Annotated in this window: 14 protein-coding genes and 1 pseudogene; 12 read left to right on the top strand and 3 right to left on the bottom strand. The window is 58.4% G+C overall.

Annotation, left to right across the window (positions count from 1 at the left end; genetic code table 11):
- Positions 1 to 243: 243 nt before the first annotated feature.
- Both JKG68_RS25955 and JKG68_RS25950 read right to left on the bottom strand, forming a co-directional pair.
- Complete coding sequence (locus JKG68_RS25955) at positions 244 to 1,395, bottom strand: mandelate racemase/muconate lactonizing enzyme family protein (protein ID WP_202064549.1); 1,152 nt, start codon at positions 1,393 to 1,395, stop codon at positions 244 to 246.
- 257 nt (positions 1,396 to 1,652) lie between these two features.
- Complete coding sequence (locus JKG68_RS25950; protein ID WP_202064547.1) at positions 1,653 to 2,366, bottom strand: GntR family transcriptional regulator; 714 nt, start codon at positions 2,364 to 2,366, stop codon at positions 1,653 to 1,655.
- 267 nt (positions 2,367 to 2,633) lie between these two features.
- Here JKG68_RS25950 and JKG68_RS25945 point away from each other — a divergent pair, with 267 nt between their 5' ends.
- The 12 genes and pseudogenes from JKG68_RS25945 to JKG68_RS25890 all read left to right on the top strand — a co-directional run bounded on the left by JKG68_RS25945 (position 2,634) and on the right by JKG68_RS25890 (position 17,957).
- Positions 2,634 to 2,963, top strand: coding sequence for a hypothetical protein (locus JKG68_RS25945; RefSeq protein ID WP_202064545.1), 330 nt, complete (start codon positions 2,634 to 2,636; stop codon positions 2,961 to 2,963).
- A gap of 265 nt (positions 2,964 to 3,228) precedes the next feature.
- Positions 3,229 to 4,401 carry an enolase C-terminal domain-like protein gene (locus JKG68_RS25940; protein ID WP_202064543.1) on the top strand — a complete coding sequence of 391 codons (1,173 nt, stop codon included), beginning with the start codon at positions 3,229 to 3,231 and terminating at the stop codon, positions 4,399 to 4,401.
- 236 nt (positions 4,402 to 4,637) lie between these two features.
- Complete coding sequence (locus JKG68_RS25935) at positions 4,638 to 5,789, top strand: mandelate racemase/muconate lactonizing enzyme family protein (protein WP_202064542.1); 1,152 nt, start codon at positions 4,638 to 4,640, stop codon at positions 5,787 to 5,789.
- Positions 5,790 to 6,602: 813 nt separating this feature from the next.
- Positions 6,603 to 8,543: an ABC transporter substrate-binding protein gene (locus tag JKG68_RS25930; protein ID WP_202064540.1), complete on the top strand. Its 1,941-nt coding sequence runs from the start codon at positions 6,603 to 6,605 to the stop codon at positions 8,541 to 8,543.
- Positions 8,544 to 8,628: 85 nt separating this feature from the next.
- A complete protein-coding gene (locus JKG68_RS25925; RefSeq protein ID WP_202064538.1) occupies positions 8,629 to 9,615 on the top strand; it encodes an ABC transporter permease in 987 nt (328 codons plus the stop codon).
- Complete coding sequence (locus JKG68_RS25920; protein ID WP_202064536.1) at positions 9,612 to 10,766, top strand: ABC transporter permease; 1,155 nt, start codon at positions 9,612 to 9,614, stop codon at positions 10,764 to 10,766. Before JKG68_RS25925 ends, JKG68_RS25920 begins: the two co-directional genes overlap by 4 nt.
- On the top strand, positions 10,763 to 12,451 hold the full coding sequence (locus tag JKG68_RS25915; protein ID WP_202064534.1) for an ABC transporter ATP-binding protein: 1,689 nt from the start codon (positions 10,763 to 10,765) through the stop codon (positions 12,449 to 12,451). Before JKG68_RS25920 ends, JKG68_RS25915 begins: the two co-directional genes overlap by 4 nt.
- Before the next feature lie 16 nt (positions 12,452 to 12,467).
- Complete coding sequence (gene manD / locus JKG68_RS25910; protein WP_202064533.1) at positions 12,468 to 13,676, top strand: D-mannonate dehydratase ManD; 1,209 nt, start codon at positions 12,468 to 12,470, stop codon at positions 13,674 to 13,676.
- Positions 13,677 to 13,688: 12 nt separating this feature from the next.
- On the top strand, positions 13,689 to 14,843 hold the full coding sequence (locus JKG68_RS25905; RefSeq protein WP_202064532.1) for a mandelate racemase/muconate lactonizing enzyme family protein: 1,155 nt from the start codon (positions 13,689 to 13,691) through the stop codon (positions 14,841 to 14,843).
- Between the two features lie 58 nt (positions 14,844 to 14,901).
- Positions 14,902 to 15,105 carry a Rossmann-fold NAD(P)-binding domain-containing protein gene (locus tag JKG68_RS25900; protein WP_202064531.1) on the top strand — a complete coding sequence of 68 codons (204 nt, stop codon included), beginning with the start codon at positions 14,902 to 14,904 and terminating at the stop codon, positions 15,103 to 15,105.
- 896 nt (positions 15,106 to 16,001) lie between these two features.
- Positions 16,002 to 16,151, top strand: a pseudogene (locus JKG68_RS25895) (D-xylose ABC transporter substrate-binding protein); the annotation flags it as partial.
- A 183-nt stretch (positions 16,152 to 16,334) separates the two neighbouring features.
- Positions 16,335 to 17,957, top strand: coding sequence for a carboxylesterase/lipase family protein (locus JKG68_RS25890; protein WP_202064530.1), 1,623 nt, complete (start codon positions 16,335 to 16,337; stop codon positions 17,955 to 17,957).
- 81 nt (positions 17,958 to 18,038) lie between these two features.
- Here JKG68_RS25890 and JKG68_RS25885 read toward each other — a convergent pair whose 3' ends face one another.
- Positions 18,039 to 18,179 carry a hypothetical protein gene (locus JKG68_RS25885; RefSeq protein WP_202064529.1) on the bottom strand — a complete coding sequence of 47 codons (141 nt, stop codon included), beginning with the start codon at positions 18,177 to 18,179 and terminating at the stop codon, positions 18,039 to 18,041.
- Between the last annotated feature and the right edge of the window lie 705 nt (positions 18,180 to 18,884).

Raw genomic sequence — 18,884 nt, 5'->3', positions numbered from 1 at the left:
AAGTGGCCCTGACGGCCATCATGCGAAAGCTCATCATCCTGGCCAATGCGCTCTTGCGAGATCAGCGAAACTGGTCCTCAAAACCCGCTTGATCAATACGGATACTCTAGCGCTACCGAAGCACACGAAGCGGCTTGTGGCGGGACGGACACAGCATTGACGAAAGCACGTGTGAGGGCAGCCTGCCCTCAAGATCAAGGCTCAGGAGCACCGCGAGCACATGAGAAGTCAGAGATGAGCTCATCACCAATTAGTATGCGAGCCGTCTTTTCTCCGAAGATGTGGCATTTCTGAAAACCGAAACGCCTCGGCGGCCTCTAAAGCTTTCTCGTCGATCTCAATACCAAGACCGGGTTCGTCAGGCACGATGTATGTTGAACCTATAAGTCTCATTCGCTTTGTAAAAATCGGCGACTCCTGTCGTGCCATGTCCTCACTGGGGGTCTCCCAGCACTCCACATGCGACAGATTGGCGACAGCTGCCGAGAAATGTACGGTCGCAGCTGTACAGATTGGACCCAAAGGGTTGTGTGGCATCATGTCGACGTAATGTGCCTCGCACCACCCGGCGACCTTCATGGCCTCTGTGAAGCCGCCCACGTTACAAATATCGAGGCGGGCAAACTGGGTATGTCCGCCCTCGATATAGGGAAGGAACTGCCACTTGGAGGAGAACTCCTCGCCAACGGCAAAGGGGATATCTGTCATCTTCCGCAAGGCCTCGTACGCTTCCGGGGTTTCATCGCGGATCGGCTCCTCCAGGAAGTCCAACGTGCCTCTTGGCATCTTCTGACAGAACGAGGCGGCTTCGGCGATGCTGAGGCGGTGGTGGTAATCGACGCCCAGCATAACAGCTGATCCGAGCGCATCCCTGGCCTGGATCATCCAGTGCGCGGTCTCAGCAATGTGCGCGCGCGGTTCATAAGGCGAGACTGCGTCGGATTTCCATCCGAGCCGAAGGCAGTCCCAACCTGCCTCCATGGCTTTGCGGGCAGAAGCAATCAAAGCGTCTGGATTGTCAGCCCGAACACATCCGAAGGTTGGAACGCTGGTTCTTTGCTTGCCACCCAGGAGCTGATGCACTGGTACTCCCAAGGTTTTGCCTTTGATATCGTAAAGGGCTATATCAATCGCGGACATCGCTGCGGTAAGGACGCGTCCTCCTTCGAAGTACTGGCTGCGATACATCTCCTGCCAGAGCGCTCCAACCAGCATAGGATCCCTTCCAACCAAAAACTGCCGGTAATGATCAATCGCGCCTATGACAGCTAACTCGCGGCTCGACAGGCCAGATTCACCCCAGCCACAAATTCCCTTGTCAGTTTCGACTTTCACGATGAGTTGATTCCGGTCACCGACCCAGATGGGGTAGGGGCGAATAGCAGTAATCTTCATGTTCTAGCAATCTCTACAGAAGCGTGAGGGACGGACCTGGCTTGCAGTAAAGCTGCAAGACCCTTCGTTGATGTTCAAGATGCGAGCCTCGCGCCAGGACGCAAAAGGGAAAGACCAAGGCTGATTGGAGCAAAGGGCACTCTTCGGCTTTGGAAGACTCAGACTAGCCCTTCTGCTCGCAAATGTTGGGTGCATAAACACAAAAGCGACGTTCAAGCATCATGCAGTCGCCGAGAAGAAGGTGTATCGTCACTACCTCACAGGCGACGAACGGCCTTGTTTACTGAGGCGGCTCGCATTTGTTCGATCAGGTGCTGACAAGCCCCACGGACATGCTGTTCCATGATGCATGCCGCTTCATCAGCATCATGGCGCTTGATTGCTTCAATGATATCCCAGTGCTCTCGAGTGATGGCCTGCCAACGTGCGCGGCTGATTGTAAATCGGCGGGTGAGGATGTGCAGCACCTTACGCTGCCGGAATTCCAGCTCGACAGCCTCCTGATTGTAATGCCGCCCATAGATGATGTTGTGAAATTGCTCGTTGGCTTGCCAATACCACTGGTAGTCGCTGCGGTTTTCGTCGATATCTCCTTGAAGTATCTCGAGGGCTTCGATCTCACGATCCGTCGCATAGTTGACGAACCAGCGGACGAGATATGGCTCGATGAGCGCCCTGATCTCGTAAATGTTGCGTACAAAATCCTCACTGATAGGGCGTACACGCGCACCCCTATTTGGCGAGATGATCACAACTCCTTCGCCTTGTAGGTGATGAAGGGCCTCACGGACGGGGTTTGTACTCGTGCCATAGCGCTTCGCGAGCTCCGCCGTCTTGAGGCGAGCCCCCGGGTCAAGACGCCCTTCAACAATGTCCTCCCGAATCAAGTCATGCAGGCTCTGACCTCGAGCTTGGTCATTCGCTTCTTCGTCCTGAACTGGGTTTACAATTCGCACCGTTCTCCCGCTCATGCCCGAACTCTTCCGATTCTATGTTACGTGACCTGCCCGGTCGTCTGATCCAACGTCGAAATCGATCATCTCATAAAGGCCAGCGCTCGCGCAAGTTCGCACAACAGGATTGACGTCTTGTGTACAATCTGGCTACGTTAAAGTGACAAAGGCAAAGAATCTTATAATTTAGGCTGAGGAAACCCATGCATGCCGGCAATCCCGGGGGACTTTTCCAAGCTCCATTTAACGAGCAGCTAAGGAGGCGCTTGTATATTGCTCTAGGCCTTGATCATTGGCCCCGTGCCCTGCGCTATCACCGGCGGCATGGCGTTTCCCGCTTCCAAGGTCACGCTCCGTTTTTTCACCCGCTGCAAGGTCGACATCCGATCATTGGGGAGGGCGCTTACTGTCGGAGCTGGAGCTTCTACGAGCAACGATCTTTGGGTGATAGCCGCTTATATGCGCTACGAAGTGCTTGGTCTGTACGGCATCTCCGGCGTGATTGCCGCCCCTGGGCAAAACGTCGAGTCTCCCCTGTTCTTCACAGTGTTGATGCGGGTCCCCACTAACTTTCTCGACACCGGCGCCACGATCGCCGACTGCCTGTTGTTTTAGAGGCTGCCGGGTACACAACTCGACAGTAACCCCGTCCAAGCAACCATGTTGTCCAACCCGGCTCTTCCCATCGCTCCAAACACGCCACCATTAAGGGAGAGTCCATTGTTGTGATGCTTCTTGGCAATGCCACTGCTGAAGGTTGTGATCCATTTCTAGTCACAAAAGTTCCAGCAGCGATGAAGTAAATCCTGTCTAGCGCCGTCCACACAGTCGCCAGATGGCCCCTGCTACCTCTGACTTACAGCCCGAAAAGGACACCCTGATGAAGATCACAGGCGTCGAATCGAAGATCGTCCACGCAATTCATCGCAACTGGATCTTCGTGAAGGTGTTGACTGACCAGCCGGGCCTCTATGGCTGGGGCGAAGCCACTCTTGAGTGGAAGACCCGCGCAGTGGTCGGCGCCATCGAGGATCTCGAGACCTTCGTGATCGGAGAGGATCCGCGCCGTATCGAGCATCTTGTACGGAAGATGCAGATGCAAAGCTTCTGGCCCTTGGGCGTTATCGGTCTGTCGGCTATTAGCGGGATCGAGATGGCACTCCATGATATCACGGCTAAGGATTTGGGCGTGCCTGTCTGGCGTCTTCTTGGCGGTCAGAGCCGCGACTGGGTCCGCGTCTACACCCATTTTCAGCGTGGCAACATCGGAGCGCAAGTTAATCCGAAAGACATCGAGAGCTATGTTGCCGGCGTCGAGGCAACAGTCGCCATGGGCTATAAGGCGGTGAAGCTCGGCGTCGTTCCCTACACTCATTACGATGCGCCAATCCCTGAGGTGAAGCACGTCGCCAAGCTTGTGGAGCGGATCCGCCTCGCGGTTGGCGACGAAATTGACATCATGTTCGACTTCCATGGACGGTGCGGCTCCATCAGCGCTGCCGTAGCCTATATCGATGCGATATCGCCGATGAGGCCTCTCTTTGTGGAAGAGCCCATTCAGCCTGGCGACAACGAGGCTATGGCTTTAGTTGCCTCTAAAGTCCAAGCTCCTCTGGCAACGGGTGAGCGCCTGTTCACGCCGAGAGAATTCTTCGATCTTGCTGTGCACAAAGCGGTTAGCATCGTGCAGCCCGATCTCTGCCATGTCGGCGGTTTCACGATGGGGAAGAAAATCGCTGCCATCGCAGAGGTTGGTCACATGGGCGTAGCACCCCACAATCCCTTGGGGCCGATCAGTGGGGCTGCCGCACTTCATTTCGCCGTGGCAACTCCGAACTTCGTCATTCAAGAGGAGGCGCGCGGCCTCGTCGACTGGTACGATGAGGTCGTGCAACATCCGATCGTGCTCGAAAATGGCCGCTGGGCGGTGCCGACATCTCCCGGTTTAGGCGTTGAACTCGACGAAGATGCCGCGGCCAAACACCCGTTCGAGCCAGAGGTCATCCCCGCGCGAGAAGCTCTTTCGGAGGATGGCGCGATCCTGAACTGGTGAGGCAGTCCGGACGGAACATCCCTTCCTCTAACCAGAAGTGATCTCAGATCATTTAATCGCGTCGTTGCCGATGATTGCGTGGCTCTGAGGCCCCGGCGACCAATAGGCGGTCGACTAACCGTAAACCGGCGAGGTCGTTCGCACCATCAGAGCATTGAGTCACGAGCCAATCCAACACTTTACATGCCCTGTCGAACCGTCGCCGCTCCAACAAATAAAATTTTCGAGGTCAGACCATGAAGATCACGGCTATTCATTGCTTCCCTATTTTGGTTGGGTGGCGCAATCAACTGCTCATTAAGGTAGAAACCGAGGAGGGGATCTACGGGTGGGGCGAGTCGGGTCTCTCCGGTCGCGAGCGCGCCGTCATGGGGGCGATCGACCATTACCGGGAGTTCCTCATTGGCCGTGATCCGATGCAGGCTGGTGCGCTCTGGCAGGAACTCTATCGCAGTCAGTACTTTGAGGGGGGCCGAGTTCTCTCCGCTGCGATCAGCGCGATTGATATCGCTCTGCACGACATCAAGGGGAAGGCGCTCGGTGTTCCCGTGTATCAGCTTCTCGGTGGTAAGCAGCGGGATTGGATCCCAGCCTTTGCCACGGCCCCTGCGGAGCCCGGCCCCGAGATGATCGAGCAGGCCAAGCAGCTTCAGGATGCAGGCTGGACGTGCATCCGGTTCGTGCCGGCCGGCCAGCATGCAACAGAGCGGTTTGAGCCGCGCGAGTCGATCGCCAAGACAGCGCCATGGATGGTACGCGCACGAGAGGCGGTCGGTACAGAGGTCGCGCTCGGCATCGACTACCATCATCGCCTCAGCGTCGCAGAAGCGGCAGCCTTCTGCCAGAGAATGCCATCGGGCACGCTGGACTTCATCGAGGAGCCGATCCGTGACGAGACCCCATCGGCGTATGAAGCCCTTCGGCGGTTGACTGACGTCCCCTTCGCCGTCGGCGAGGAGTTTTCCTCAAAGTGGCAGTTTCTGCCTTACATCGAAGGAAACCTGCATCAGTTTAACCGAATTGATATCTGTAATGTTGGTGGATTTACCGAAGCCATGAAAGTGGCGGGCTGGAGCGAGGCTCACTATGTCGACCTGATGCCTCACAATCCACTCGGGCCGATCTGCACAGCTGCAAGCGTTCATTTGGCTGCGTCAGTTCCCAACTTTGCTTGGCTGGAATGTCGGTCGTCACCTGTGGAGCAACTCGGGTTCGACAACTCTGAGATCTTCCCTGTTCAAGTGTCGCTGCAAGGGAGCAATTACGTTGTCCCCGACGCGCCAGGGCTCGGTGTCGACGTCGATGAGAATCATGTTCGTTCCTTGAGCTTCCGTTTCTCAGAGCCCCCGCATCTCAGGCGACGGGATGGCAGCTATACAAATTGGTAGTTTTGGTGACAACGGGTTCCTCCTTGAGCGCAGCTCATGAAGACTGCACCGCACGAACGATGGGAGATTTGGTCAAGATGCAATACGGTAGGAGAATGTAACCCGTCTCCTACCTGCGCCATTGCTTTCTGCCCGAGTTTATCCCGAATGTCGTCCGGCTTTGTCACCCATTACGGGCTCGGAGTCTCTATGAGGCATCTGGCGACCGGTACTCACGTTCGCACCCGCGTTTGCCTACAACCTGGGCCGACAGCGGCCCAAGCACCTGACTGGTAGCACTTGGATGGAACAGTGGTCTCAATTAGGGGAAATGGACATACCGGAAGCCAATCGTTGAAGGCGAGAAACTGAACCTTTCGTGCAGCCCAAGCTGATAAAGCTGCGCCCTGGAATTGCTCTGAAGCTCGTGCGAAACTTGCCGAAGAGGCAGAGCCTCGCGCCAACGCTCACATAACTGACAGACTCAGGTCCATACACAGCCGCTGAAAGATCGACTTCATGGCTGATCAGATGGTCCAACAACGTAAGTCCGGCAGACAAGGCTCAAAGACGCTTGTATTGCCCACTTCTCGCGCGAACGACACTATTTCGCAGTCCTTCTTACGGAAGGGCATGCTGTTGTCTACCAAGTTCCGTACTTGAGGAGCTTACTTTCGACGCATTTTCCGGAGCCTGACTGAGAGTAATATGTCTTAGTTCGCACATTCGAATTGACAGATAATGTGTAATTTGAGAGCTTTCGAAGACGAGAACCGTAATAAGCTCGTCCCAAAAGGAAGCCGGCGAAGGAAGCTGGGCAACAGGAGGAACACAATGAGGTACCAGCAAAAGCTGCTTGGCGTTGTCGCATCGACGGGGCTTTTGAGTATTATGCTCCTAGGTCCGTTCGCTCCTGCTTGGGCGGCGGATTACAAGCAGGCGCCGATACTTGATGAGCAGGTGAAGGCAGGCAAGCTGCCCGCCGTTGCCAACCGCCTCCCGGAAAAGCCCTATGTGGAAACCATGGTCGATGGCGTGGGCAAATATGGCGGCACCCTGCGCACGACGATCCTTGCCAACGGCGACCAGTACAACCTGACCCGCACCATTGCCAACGAGTTACTCGTGCGATGGGACCCGCAGTGGAAGAAGGTTATGCCGTCGCTCGCCGAGGAGTTCAAGGCGTCAGACGATGCGACCACCTACACATTCAAGCTCCGCAAGGGCCTGAAGTGGAGCGACGGTCAGCCGTTCACGGCTGACGACATCATGTTCTGGTACGAAGACGTGTTCATGAACAACGCCTTGTCACCGGCCAAGAACCCGACCTTCACGGTGGCGGGCAAGCCGGTGAAGGTAACCAAGATCGACGACCTGACGGTGGAGTTCAAGTTTGAGACGCCCTACGGGCTCTTCCTGCAGCAGCTCGCCTATGGCCAAGGCCATCTGCCAGTCATCTATCCCAAGCATTACCTCAAGCAGTTTCACGAGAAGTACAACAAGGAGGGCATCCCGGCACTCTTGAAGGCCAATCCGGCCGCCGGCGACTGGGTGGCGCTGTTCAACTCCAAGGTGTCGCTGTCGTTCCAGCCGCCCTTCTGGCAGAACCTCGAGCTGCCGACCCTCAATCCCTGGGTCTTGACCGTACCCTATGCCGATAGCGAGCGCGTTGCGGCAACACGCAATCCTTATTACTGGAAGATCGACACGGCCGGAAACCAGCTCCCCTACATTGACAATGTTACTTGGGCCAAGCTCGACGACCCGCAGGTGATGGCGCTCAAGATGACCTCGGGCGAGTTCGACTTCGCGTTCCGCCATATCAACAATTCCACCTTCAAGTCGGTGCTGTTCGACGGCCAGAAGACCGGCAATTACCGTATTGTCGACGTCAAGGACCTGCCGGCGAGTGATGCCGCCATCCTACTAAACCTGACATCAACTGATCCGGTTAAGCGCAAGATCTTCCAGAACAAGGATTTCCGGATCGCGCTCAGCCATGCGATCAACCGGCAGGAAATTATCGATCTTGTTTATGTGGGGCAGGGCGCTCCGGCACAGGTGGCTGCCCAGCCTGAGCACGAACTCTTCAACGAGCGCCAGGCGAAGCAATACACCGAGTTCGACCCGAAGCGCTCGAATGAAATCCTCGACAAGATCATGCCGAAGAAGGATGCCGAAGGCTTCCGCCTCGACGAGACCGGCAAGCGTTTCACCATCAACTTCATGGTAGCCGATGTCTTCGGTCTATCCTATCCCGATATCATGCAGATGGTGCAGCAATATGCCAAGGACGTCGGCATCGATATCCAGATCCGTACTACTGACCGCGCGCGCCTCAACACCATGTGGGCGGCGAACGAGCAGGATGCCTATATCTGGAACTGCGTCGGTGGACTGTCGGACGCTTATACGGATGTCCGCTGCTACATGCCCTTCCAGAAGGCCGACATCTTCTTCGCTGTCCGCTGGGCTGAATGGTATGCCAATCACAACACAGGCGAAGAGCCGCCAGCGAACATCAAAGAATTAATGGCTGCCTACGACAAGGTCAATGCTGCCGTCACCGACGACGACCGCCGTGAGCGGACGAAGGAATTCCTCAACCTGTCGGCCGACAACTTCCTCAACATCGGCATCTCACGCCCCATGCCGAAGTACATGATGGTGTCGAATAATCTGAAGAACGTCGTCAATGGGCTTCCGATCGCCGGCAACCTCTGGCACCCGGCTCCGACGCTGACCCAGTGGTATTTCGACAAGTCAACCAAGTAGGGCTTCTCGGAAGGCTCCTCTCTGTGCCGGCGGCGGCACGCGCTGCCGCCGGCTAATCCTTCGATTTTATCGAACGGTCAGGCCCATGCTTCGTTACATCGCCAAGCGAATGGTGTTCGCAATCCCGACACTGTTTGCCGTGTCCATCGTAGCCTTCATCATCATCCAGCTCCCGCCAGGCGACTATCTCACGACCCTGATGGCGGACTGGGCAAGCCAGGGCGGCGCGGTGGAGGCGGGCACAGTCGCCGCCATGCGCGATCGCTACGGCCTCGATCAGCCAATCTATTTCCAGTACTACAAGTGGATTGCCGGTATCCTGACCCGCGGCGATTTCGGCATATCCTTTGATTTTGGCAAGCCCGTGACGGAGCTCATCTGGAACCGTCTCGGCTTCTCGCTGCTGCTCTCCGTTCTGACGCTCTGCTTCGTCTGGGCCATCGCCATCCCGATCGGGATCCTGTCGGCGGTGCGGCAGTACTCGATTTCCGATTACACGGCGACCTTCCTGGCCTTCTTCTTCCTGGCCGTGCCGGACTTCCTGATGGCGCTCTCGGCCATGTACATCATGTCCGCCTGGTTCGGTCAGAGCGTCGGGGGGCTGTTCTCGGCCGAGTACGTCGATGTGTCGTGGAGCCTTGGCAAGCTCATCGACTTCGCCCAGCACGTCTGGCTGCCGGTCGTCGTCATCGGCCTCGGATCACTCGCGGCGCTGGTGCGCATCATGCGCGCCAATCTGCTCGATGAACTCTCGAAGCCCTATGTCACCACGGCGCGAGCCAAGGGCATGTCCGAATTCGAGCTCCTGCTGCGCTATCCGGTGCGCCTTGCCCTCAACCCACTGATCTCGACGATCGGCTGGATCCTGCCGGCGGTCATCTCGGGCGAGATCATCGTGTCCGTCGTCATGAGCCTGCCGACCACGGGGCCGCTGCTGCTCCGCTCGCTGCTCGCGCAGGACATGTATCTCGCCGGCTCGCTCATCCTGCTGATCTCGGTGCTGACCATCATCGGCACGCTCATCTCGGACATCCTGCTCGCCATCACCGACCCGCGGATCCGGCTCCAATGACAGACATCACCAGCCTTCCGCCCGAGACGACAACGACGCTCGATCTGCACAGCAGGGACATGGCTGTTGCCGGCCAATGGCGCCTGTTCTGGCTCAAGTTCAAGAAGCACAAGATCGCGCTCGCGAGCCTCGTGGTGATCGTGTTCATGTATCTCGTCGCGGCCTTTGCGGACTTCATCGCGCCGCTCGATCCCAACACCGCCAACTCACGCTTCACCTACGCACCGCCCCAAGGCTTGTCGCTGATGCTGAACGGCTCGTTCCAGCCGCATGTCAACCAACTCAAGATGACCCTGAACACCGAGTCGATGCGCCGGGAGTTCACGTCCGACCCGACAAAGCCCCTCCCGGTATCCTTCTTCGTGCCGGCGCCGCAGCCTTATTATCTTCTCGGATTCATTCCGATGCAGACAAAGCTTTTCGGCCTCACGAATCCAAAGCCGGGCGACAGCATTTACATCTTCGGTGCCGACCGCCTCGGTCGCGACATCTTCTCGCGCGTCGTTCACGGGGCCAAAGTTTCGCTCTCCATAGGCCTTGTGGGCGTCTTCGTCAGCCTGATCCTCGGGGTGACCATCGGCGGCATCTCCGGCTTCTTCGGCGGCTGGATCGATACTGTGATCCAGCGCTTTATCGAACTGCTGCGTTCAATCCCGACCATTCCGCTGTGGATGGGCTTCGCGGCGGCGATCCCCACGAGCTGGCCACCGCTGCGCACCTACTTTGTCATCACGCTGATCGTTTCACTGATCGGCTGGACGAGTTTGGCGCGCGAGGTGCGCGGAAAGTTCCTGTCTTTGAGAAACGAGGACTTTGTGACCGCCGCCCGCCTCGACGGCATGAGCGAAATCGGGATCATCTTTCACCATCTGGTGCCTTCCTTCATCAGCCACATCATCGCGACCCTGACGCTCGCGATCCCCTCGATGATCCTAGCCGAAACAGCACTCTCCTTCCTCGGCATTGGCCTGCAGCCGCCAATTGTCTCCTGGGGCGTGCTCCTGCAGGAGGCTCAGAACATTCGCGCCGTCGCCCAGGCGCCGTGGCTACTCTTCACGCCGGCTACCGCCATCGTCATCTCGGTTCTTTCCCTCAATTTCCTCGGCGACGGCCTCCGTGATGCCGCAGATCCCTACGAGTCGGTGTCATGACCATAATGAAGGATACGATTCTTGAAGTTCGGGAGCTTCGGACCGTTTTCCCAACTCGCACCGGCATCTTCAAGGCGGTCGACGGCGTTTCCTTCGAGCTGAAGCGCGGCAAGACGCTCTGCGTCGTCGGTGAATCCGGTTCCGGCAAGTCGGTAACCGCCCGGTCGATCCTGCAGATTGTTGACAGGCCCGGCCGCATCGAGGGCGGCTCGGTGCTGCTGACGCGCGCCGACGGCTCGACGACCGACCTCGCCAAGCTCGAGCCGCGGGGCCGGGAGATCCGCGACGTGCGCGGCAAGGAGATCGCCATGATCTTCCAGGAGCCGATGAGTTCGCTCTCGCCGGTTCATCGCATCGGCACGCAAATCGGGGAATCGCTGCGCATCCACTTCGGCACGCCCAAGCACGAGCAGCGCGAGCGCGTTCTTGAACTCCTGCGGCAGGTCGAGATCCCGCACCCTGAAACAGCGATCGACCGTTACACCTTCGAGTTCTCGGGCGGCATGCGCCAGCGCGTGATGATCGCCATGGCGCTCGCCTGCAATCCTTCTGTGCTGATTGCCGACGAGCCGACGACGGCGCTCGACGTCACAACGCAGGCCGAGATCCTCGACCTCATTAAGAAGCTTCAGCAGAACCATGGCATGGCCGTGCTCTTCATCACCCATGACATGGGCGTCGTCGCCGAGATCGCCGACGAAGTCCTCGTCATGTATCGCGGCAAGGTGATGGAGAGAGGGCCGGTCGAGCAGATCTTCCACGCGCCGCAGGACGCCTACACGCATCGGCTCATTGACTCCGTCGTCAGGCTGGAGAAGAAGGCGGAGCTCCGGTTAGCGCGGCCGGCAATCCCAGAGGGGACCGCACCGCTTCTCGACGTGCGGAATCTCTCGCTCACCTTTCCCTCGGGCCTGAAGGCGGTCGACGACGTGTCGCTGACCGTCCGCCCCGGCGAGACTCTGGGGATCGTCGGCGAGTCCGGTTCCGGCAAGACCACGATGGGACGCTGCCTGCTGCGCATCTACGACCCGCAGGCCGGCACCATCGATTATCGCCGCCCGGACGGGCACATGGTCGACATCCGCACCGCCGACAAGGCCGCGCTGAAGAAAATCCGCAGCGAGGTCCGGATGATCTTTCAGGATCCTGTGGGCTCGCTCAGCCCGCGCAAGACCGTCGGCCAGATCATCGCCGAGCCGCTCAAAATCGCCGGGATGAAGGGCAGGGAGCTCAACGACCGTGTCGCCGACCTGATGCAGCAGGTCGGGCTGGAGCCGGCCTGGCGCGAGCGTTATCCGCATGCTTTCTCCGGCGGCCAGCGGCAGCGCATCGGCATCGCCCGCGCCATCGCGCTGAAACCCCGTCTCATCGTCGCCGACGAGGCCACCTCGGCGCTCGACGTCTCGCTGCGCTCCCAGATGCTCGACCTGATGATGAAGCTGCAGGACGAGCTCGGACTCTCCTATGTTTTCATCTCCCATGACATGTCGGTAATCCGCTACATGTGCGACCGCGTCGCCGTCATGTATCGCGGCAAGATCGTCGAGGTGGGCGAGACCGATCAGGTCGTCAACGAACCGGCGCACGACTACACGCGGGCGCTGCTCTCCGCCATTCCCCATCCCGATCCACACAATCGGCGCATCCATAACCGGTTCCGGTACAAGGCCGGCCGCACGGCTTAAGCCAACGGATAAATCGATGAAAATTACTGACGTTAAAATCATCGTCTGCTCGCCGGGACGCAACTTCGTCACGGTCAAGGTCTTTACCGACCAGGGGCTGACCGGGGTCGGCGACGCGACGCTGAACGGCCGGGAGTTGGCTGTCGTCGCCTATCTGCGGGACCATCTCGCACCACTCTTGATCGGCCGTGACCCGAGCCGGATTGAGGACATCTGGCAATATTTCTACCGAGGCGCGTATTGGCGACGCGGTCCCGTGACCATGGCGGCGATCGCCGGCATCGATACCGCGCTCTGGGATATCAAGGCCAAGGCCGCTAACATGCCGCTCTATCAGCTTCTCGGCGGTGCAAGCCGTGAGAAAGTGCTGTGCTACACCCATGCCCAGGGCTGCGACATTGCCGAGGCGGTGGAGGCCGTCGGCCAACGCAAGGAGCAGGGCTATAAGGCCCTCCGCGTCCAGGTCGGCATTCCCGGGCTGCCGGACGTCTACGGCACCGGGGCGAAATCGGTGACGAACAACGCTCTCGACGACGCCGTCCCGCACGAGGAGACCTGGTCGACGTCGAAATACCTGCGCTACGTCCCTGAGCTCTTCAAGGCGGTGCGCGAGACCCATGGCTGGGACGTTGAGCTTCTGCACGATACCCACCACCGCCTCACCCCAATCGAAGCCGCGCGGCTCGGGAAGGATCTCGAATTCGCACGCCTCTTCTGGCTTGAGGATGCGGTGGCCGCTGAGCACCAGGAAGGCTTCCGGCTGATCCGCAAGCACACCACAACGCCGCTTGCCGTGGGCGAGGTGTTCAACACCATCTGGGATGCGCGGCTTCTCATGGAAGAGCAGCTCATCGATTACATCCGCATGACGACCGTTCACGCGGGCGGCATCACGGCGCTTCGCCGGATCATGGATTTCGCGAGTGTCTACAATGTCCGCACCGCCTGCCATGGGGCGATGGACATGTCACCGATCTGCCTCGGGGCCAACCTGCATCTCGACCTGTGGGTCCCGAACTTCGGCATCCAGGAGTATTCCGGCTACCTGCCGGAGATTCTTGAGGTCTTCCCGAGCGCCTGGAGCCTGTCCGACGGCTACCTGCATCCGGGCGAGGCCATCGGCCATGGCGTCGATATCAATGAGAAGCTGGCTGAAAAGTACCCGTACCAGCGGGCCTATCTGCCTGTGAACCGTCTCGAAGATGGCACCCTGTGGCACTGGTAATCCGAGGATACAATGAAGATCACCGCGATCAAGAGCTATGCCGTCAAGGTGGGCATCCGGAACCAGCTTCTGGTGAAGGTCGAGACGGATGAGGGTATTTTCGGCTGGGGCGAGAGCGGCCTGTCCGGACGCGAGAAGGCCGTCGTCGGCGCGCTCGAGCATTATACGGAGTTCCTGCGCGGGCGCGATCCGTTCAAGATCGGCGCCCTGTGGCAGGAAATGTACCGCAGCCAGTATTTCGAAGGTGGCCGCGTGCTGCAAGCGGCGATCTCGGCCATCGACGTTGCGCTCCACGACATCAAGGGCAAGGCGCTTGGTGTGCCCGTCTACGAATTGCTCGGCGGAAAGCAGCGCGACCGCATTCCGACCTTCGCGACGACCTTCGCTGAGCCCGGTCCGGCGATGCTCGAACAGGCACAGATGCTGGTCGAGCACGGTTGGACGGCCATGCGTCTTTCGCCCTCCGGCCACGAGAACAAGGATACCTACGAGCCACGCGAGCATATCGCGACGACTGCGAAATGGTGCGTGAAAGCCCGCGAGGCATTGGGCGAGGATGTCGTTCTCGGCATCGACTACCACCACCGCCTCAGCGTCGCGGAAGCCGCGAGCTTCTGCCAGAAGATGCCGTCCGGCACCCTCGACTTCCTCGAGGAGCCAATCCGCGACGAGTCGCCGACTTCCTATGAAGCTTTGCGCCGCCTGACCGACATCCCCTTCGCCATCGGCGAGGAGTTCGCCTCGAAATGGCAGTTCCAGCCCTATATCGAGCGCGACATCCACCAGTACAATCGCCTCGATGTCTGCAATGTCGGCGGCCTGACGGAGTCGATGAAGGTCGCCGCCTGGAGCGAGACCCATTACGTCGATATGATGCCGCATAACCCGCTCGGACCTATCTGCACGGCGGCGACCATCCATTTCTCGGCAGCCGTACCGAACTTCTCCTGGCTCGAAACCCGCGCGAGCCCCGCAGAAACGCATCTCGGGTTCGACAACTCGGATTTCTTCCCGGTTCAGCCACGGCTCGTGGGGGCGCATTATTCTGTCCCTGATGCGCCTGGCCTCGGGATTGAGGTCAACGAGGAGCTGATCGCGAGGCAGAGCTTCGAATTCTGGGAAGCACCGCACCTGAGGAGGCGGGATGGCTCGGTGACTAACTGGTAACAGCTCGCAGCTGCAGGGCGATAGTGCCCTTCGAACATCATGGAGCGTCGGTTCGATCATGACTTCCCTGAAACGAGTTCGCTCTGTGCTCATCACGGGCGCGGGAGGCAATCTCGGTCAGAAGCTGATCACTCATCTCCTCGCCCGGGATTGGTCAGTGCCCTTCACAGAGACCGAGCACGCGTTCGGCAGCCTGGAGGATGCCCAGAGATGGCTTGATGGAGCCGAGATCCAGGACTCCAGCGATCAGAGCCGGGCGTAAGGAGCCTCAGGGCATGCCAAGACAGAGCCATTCGCTTAGACACGAGCAAGTTGGCAGAGGTGAAGCCCTTGAGGCTTATCTCCTGGAGCATGTGCCTGGCTTACGAGAGTAAGAGCCAGCACAGAGCCTTCATCCAGATTGAGCAGGATGCCTATGGACGCCATCCAGATCCGACCCCTGACGATATCGCTGCAGCAGAAGCCATGGAAGCTGCCCTCCCGTCCCGGAAACGGACAGAAGTTCAACTGCGCCGAAGCTTTGCACCTCTAGCGGCCCACGTTCCCAGTGAGATCAAGCGCAGTCGCAAGCGCTTCGTGCAACGGCACCAGCGAGCCTGGAACAGGGCCAACCTAATGCCGCTGACATGGGAGCTTGAGCGAACGCTCATGGCAGCATTCATCAAGATCCATGCATTTTGAGTGCTCTGACCTGAGCTGGTTCCGTCGCCATGATCGACTGAGGGCCCAAGGTAAGCATGTGTGAGGTGTTGGCTGTGGTCTCTAATCTAAGATGACCAGAACCGATAGCGGTTATACCAAACGACCTTGGCAGCATCTCAGTTTAGGTTCCACAATGTTTGTTGAACGAAATTATCTTGTGGCGAAAACTCGTATTTCGGAATGCGACATCCGTTACAAACAAGGAGCCAGCACAATATCTGTTCCTGATTATACGCTAAGCTAGGACGAACAGAGAACCTTCATGTTCGTCCGGTCAGATCATCTCGCAAGCCCCAAGTGTAGTTCGTTTCGGTCGCCCGGATAAAGTCAGGGTCGGTCCGGGGCACGGTAAAAAAGCTGACCCGTGATCAGGAGGGGCGGCAATGGCAATTCGGTTTCTCAGGTATGCTCCTAGTGTCCGCCTTTTGGATCCAGGGCGCCAAGTCCTGAAACCTGGGACCAAAGAAGCAGAACATGGCGACGTTCTTCCTCACGCACGTTGCGATCACGAAGGATAACCTCGACGTGGTCATTAACGCTGGCTGGGCCTCGAAGGACGTGGTCTGCCAGGGCGTGAAGGCCCGCTCCGTCAAGGCCAGCAGTTGATCCAAGCCTGCTCCTTGTCATCCCGGTCAACGTCATGCTGCCGGGGATACTGCAGTGGTTTCTCCTATTGAACCACTGGCCACAGTTAAACTGCGAGATACTTCAATGGGGGACCTAACGGTCGGAGGAGACGAACAGATGACATGTTCTCGGACTTTCGAAAACTCACATCAGCAAGAACGAATGCACGGAAAGTTCAAACAAGCGGCGTTGGCGGCGTTGCTGATGCTATCTTGGATCGCGGGGGGAGCGGGTCCATCCATGGCCTCGGAATTCCGTGCCTCGGTTGCAGAAACCGTCGTCAAGACTAAGGCAGGCTCATTGGTGGGCGCGGTAGACGATGGAGTGTACCAGTACCTCGGTGTTCCTTATGCGCAAGCTAAGCGCTTTATGCCACCAACAGAGGTTAAGCCGTGGGAGGGGATCCGGCCCGCAGTCACCTATGGCGAGAACTGCTTCATCCCGATGATGAGGAGTGTCGCTGGCGATGAGCTGTTCAATCCTCACCGGTACATGCCCATGAGCGAGGACTGCCAGTTCCTGAACGTCTGGACGCCTGGCATCAACGACGGCAAGAAGCGCCCTGTCATGGTGTGGATCCACGGCGGAGGCTTTACCAATGGCTCTGGTATCGAGCTGACCTCCTATGACGGCCATAACCTCAGCAAGAAGGGGGATGTCGTCGTCGTCACGCTGAACCACCGCCTGAATGTTCTCGGCTTCCTCGACCTGTCGGCCTACGGCGAGAAATACAAACACTCGGGCAACGCCAGCGTCGCCGACATGGTGGCAGCCCTGAAGTGGATCAACCAGAACATCGAAGCGTTCGGTGGTGATGCGCAGAATGTGACCATCTTTGGCCAGTCGGGTGGCGGCTACAAGGTCAGAGCCCTGATGGGCACGCCATCGGCAAAGGGCCTTTTCCACAAAGCCATCGTTCAGAGCGGGTCCCGCGTTTCTTCCGTGACGGATCAGCAGTCGTCCCGAAAGGTCGCGGAACTGACACTGGCCAACCTTGGGCTTACCGGAGAACAGGTCGATAAGCTCGCCGATGTTGATTACTACACCCTCCTTGCCGCGGCCGAGAAGGCTCTCAAGGATGCTCCGGCGCAGGGCGCGAAGGATGCCCGGTGGGCTCCCGTCCAGGATGGCGACTACATTCCTGAGAACCCGGTTGGAGAGAAATGGGTGAATCAGGCCAAGGATATCCCGCTTATGGTCGGGAACGTGCTCAACGAGTTCGAGACTGTGATCACTAAGAAAGTCGGCGACCTCGTCTCGGACAACAAAAACGGCTGGTCAGATGACAAAGCGCGCAGCAAACTGGCCGAGCGGTTCAGTGAGAAGGCTGAAGCAGTCGCCGCTACATTCAAGGCGGCCTATCCAGAGAAGAGGCTCGCGGACGCGTACTTCATCGATACCCGCTTCCGGCCGGGTTCCATCCGCGACCTCGACTTGAAGGCAAAGCAGTCGGGTGCGCCCGTCTACAGCTATATGTTCACCTTCGAGTCCCCAGTCCTGGATGGGGTTGCAATGGCATGGCATTGCGCGGAAATCCCGTACGTATTTGCGAATGCTGCCTTGGTCAAGACAGCCACAGGCGGCGGCGCAGATGCGCTTGCCCTCTCGGACAAGATGAGCGAGGCGTGGGTTAATTTTGCTCGCGATGGCAAGCCCAGTGCAAAGGGCTTACCTGACTGGCCGGCCTACACCTCCAACTCAGGCGCCACGATGATCTTCGACGTTCAGAGCCGCGTCGCGTCGGATCCCGACCGCAAGCTTATGCAAGCGGCAGGAGCATTGTAGTCTTGTGTCTGCCGTCCGCTAAACTGCGGACGGCAGCGACGACCTTGAGGGCGTAAGGCAAAGTGTCTGGATCAGGCGGCTTCAAGCGCCGCTTGCCTCAAGCGTATCGGCCAAAAGACGTAGGTTCTTTCCAAGCTGCTCACGGGCGTCGAGCTTCGAGTGAAATTCGATCTTGATTATCCAAAGCATCTGATCAGGGCCACCAGCCAGGAAAATGTTCAAGGTGCGGCTCCGGAAGCTTCAGCTCGGTTCAGACCTTGTTTGCTGTCAATGCTGGCACGTGGTTGAGGCCGTGCTGCAGAAGGTCGCTCAAACCCATGGTTCAGAAACCACGCCCATTTTGGCGCACGTGATCGCAGATGGTGCTGTAGTCGGAGGTGAGCTCAGTTCCAATCGTCAGGTCGGCCGCTGCGCGATCCTCGCCAAACGAGATTGCATTCGAGACAGTGCTCGGCGTGTCCGAGTGGTTGAAGTGTCGCCCATTGTCTCCACACAGCACCCACAGGCGCGTGGACTCATGTCAGGTGGAGTAGGTTCTCAGGAACTGCCGTATGGGCCCGGGCAACGTGGTAATCTCCTCCTCGGAGTAGACCCGATCGATCCGGCCATCAAAGCGCCAGATTAACTCACTGCGGGAGACTGGCTGAATCAGGGAGACCCCAATCCCATGGATCAGGCTGGGCCTCAATTTTGTCTCGACCAGCAACATCCAAGCTCTCCCCAGCTTCATGCAGGAAAGAATGTAGTACAGGCTCGTTAGCAGGACCTGAACGGAAACCAAAGTCTTGGTATAAGCCGAAGCTTGTAAGTGTAGCCTAGCCCTCAGTGATAGCATTGGCGCATTGCCTAATACTACAGCCGGGGCTTGTGCGTTGTCTTAGACACGGAGGTGTCGCGCCATGACGCATGCAAGCGAGGCCCACCGCT

Origin of the sequence: Microvirga aerilata (assembly GCF_016743775.1) — a bacterium.
Lineage (GTDB): Bacteria > Pseudomonadota > Alphaproteobacteria > Rhizobiales > Beijerinckiaceae > Microvirga > Microvirga aerilata.
Note: the sequence above shows the minus strand (reverse complement) of the source record. Positions and strands in the feature narration are given on the sequence as shown.

What these genes read in the sequence shown, in the direction of transcription:
- JKG68_RS25955 (WP_202064549.1), bottom strand. Translation starts at nt 1,395, where the DNA reads ATGAAGATTACTGCTATTCGCCCCTACCCCATCTGGGTCGGTGACCGG.
- JKG68_RS25950 (WP_202064547.1), bottom strand. Translation starts at nt 2,366, where the DNA reads ATGAGCGGGAGAACGGTGCGAATTGTAAACCCAGTTCAGGACGAAGAA.
- JKG68_RS25940 (WP_202064543.1), top strand. Translation starts at nt 3,229, where the DNA reads ATGAAGATCACAGGCGTCGAATCGAAGATCGTCCACGCAATTCATCGC.
- JKG68_RS25935 (WP_202064542.1), top strand. Translation starts at nt 4,638, where the DNA reads ATGAAGATCACGGCTATTCATTGCTTCCCTATTTTGGTTGGGTGGCGC.
- JKG68_RS25930 (WP_202064540.1), top strand. Translation starts at nt 6,603, where the DNA reads ATGAGGTACCAGCAAAAGCTGCTTGGCGTTGTCGCATCGACGGGGCTT.
- JKG68_RS25925 (WP_202064538.1), top strand. Translation starts at nt 8,629, where the DNA reads ATGCTTCGTTACATCGCCAAGCGAATGGTGTTCGCAATCCCGACACTG.
- JKG68_RS25920 (WP_202064536.1), top strand. Translation starts at nt 9,612, where the DNA reads ATGACAGACATCACCAGCCTTCCGCCCGAGACGACAACGACGCTCGAT.
- JKG68_RS25915 (WP_202064534.1), top strand. Translation starts at nt 10,763, where the DNA reads ATGACCATAATGAAGGATACGATTCTTGAAGTTCGGGAGCTTCGGACC.
- manD (WP_202064533.1), top strand. Translation starts at nt 12,468, where the DNA reads ATGAAAATTACTGACGTTAAAATCATCGTCTGCTCGCCGGGACGCAAC.
- JKG68_RS25905 (WP_202064532.1), top strand. Translation starts at nt 13,689, where the DNA reads ATGAAGATCACCGCGATCAAGAGCTATGCCGTCAAGGTGGGCATCCGG.
- JKG68_RS25900 (WP_202064531.1), top strand. Translation starts at nt 14,902, where the DNA reads ATGACTTCCCTGAAACGAGTTCGCTCTGTGCTCATCACGGGCGCGGGA.
- JKG68_RS25890 (WP_202064530.1), top strand. Translation starts at nt 16,335, where the DNA reads ATGCACGGAAAGTTCAAACAAGCGGCGTTGGCGGCGTTGCTGATGCTA.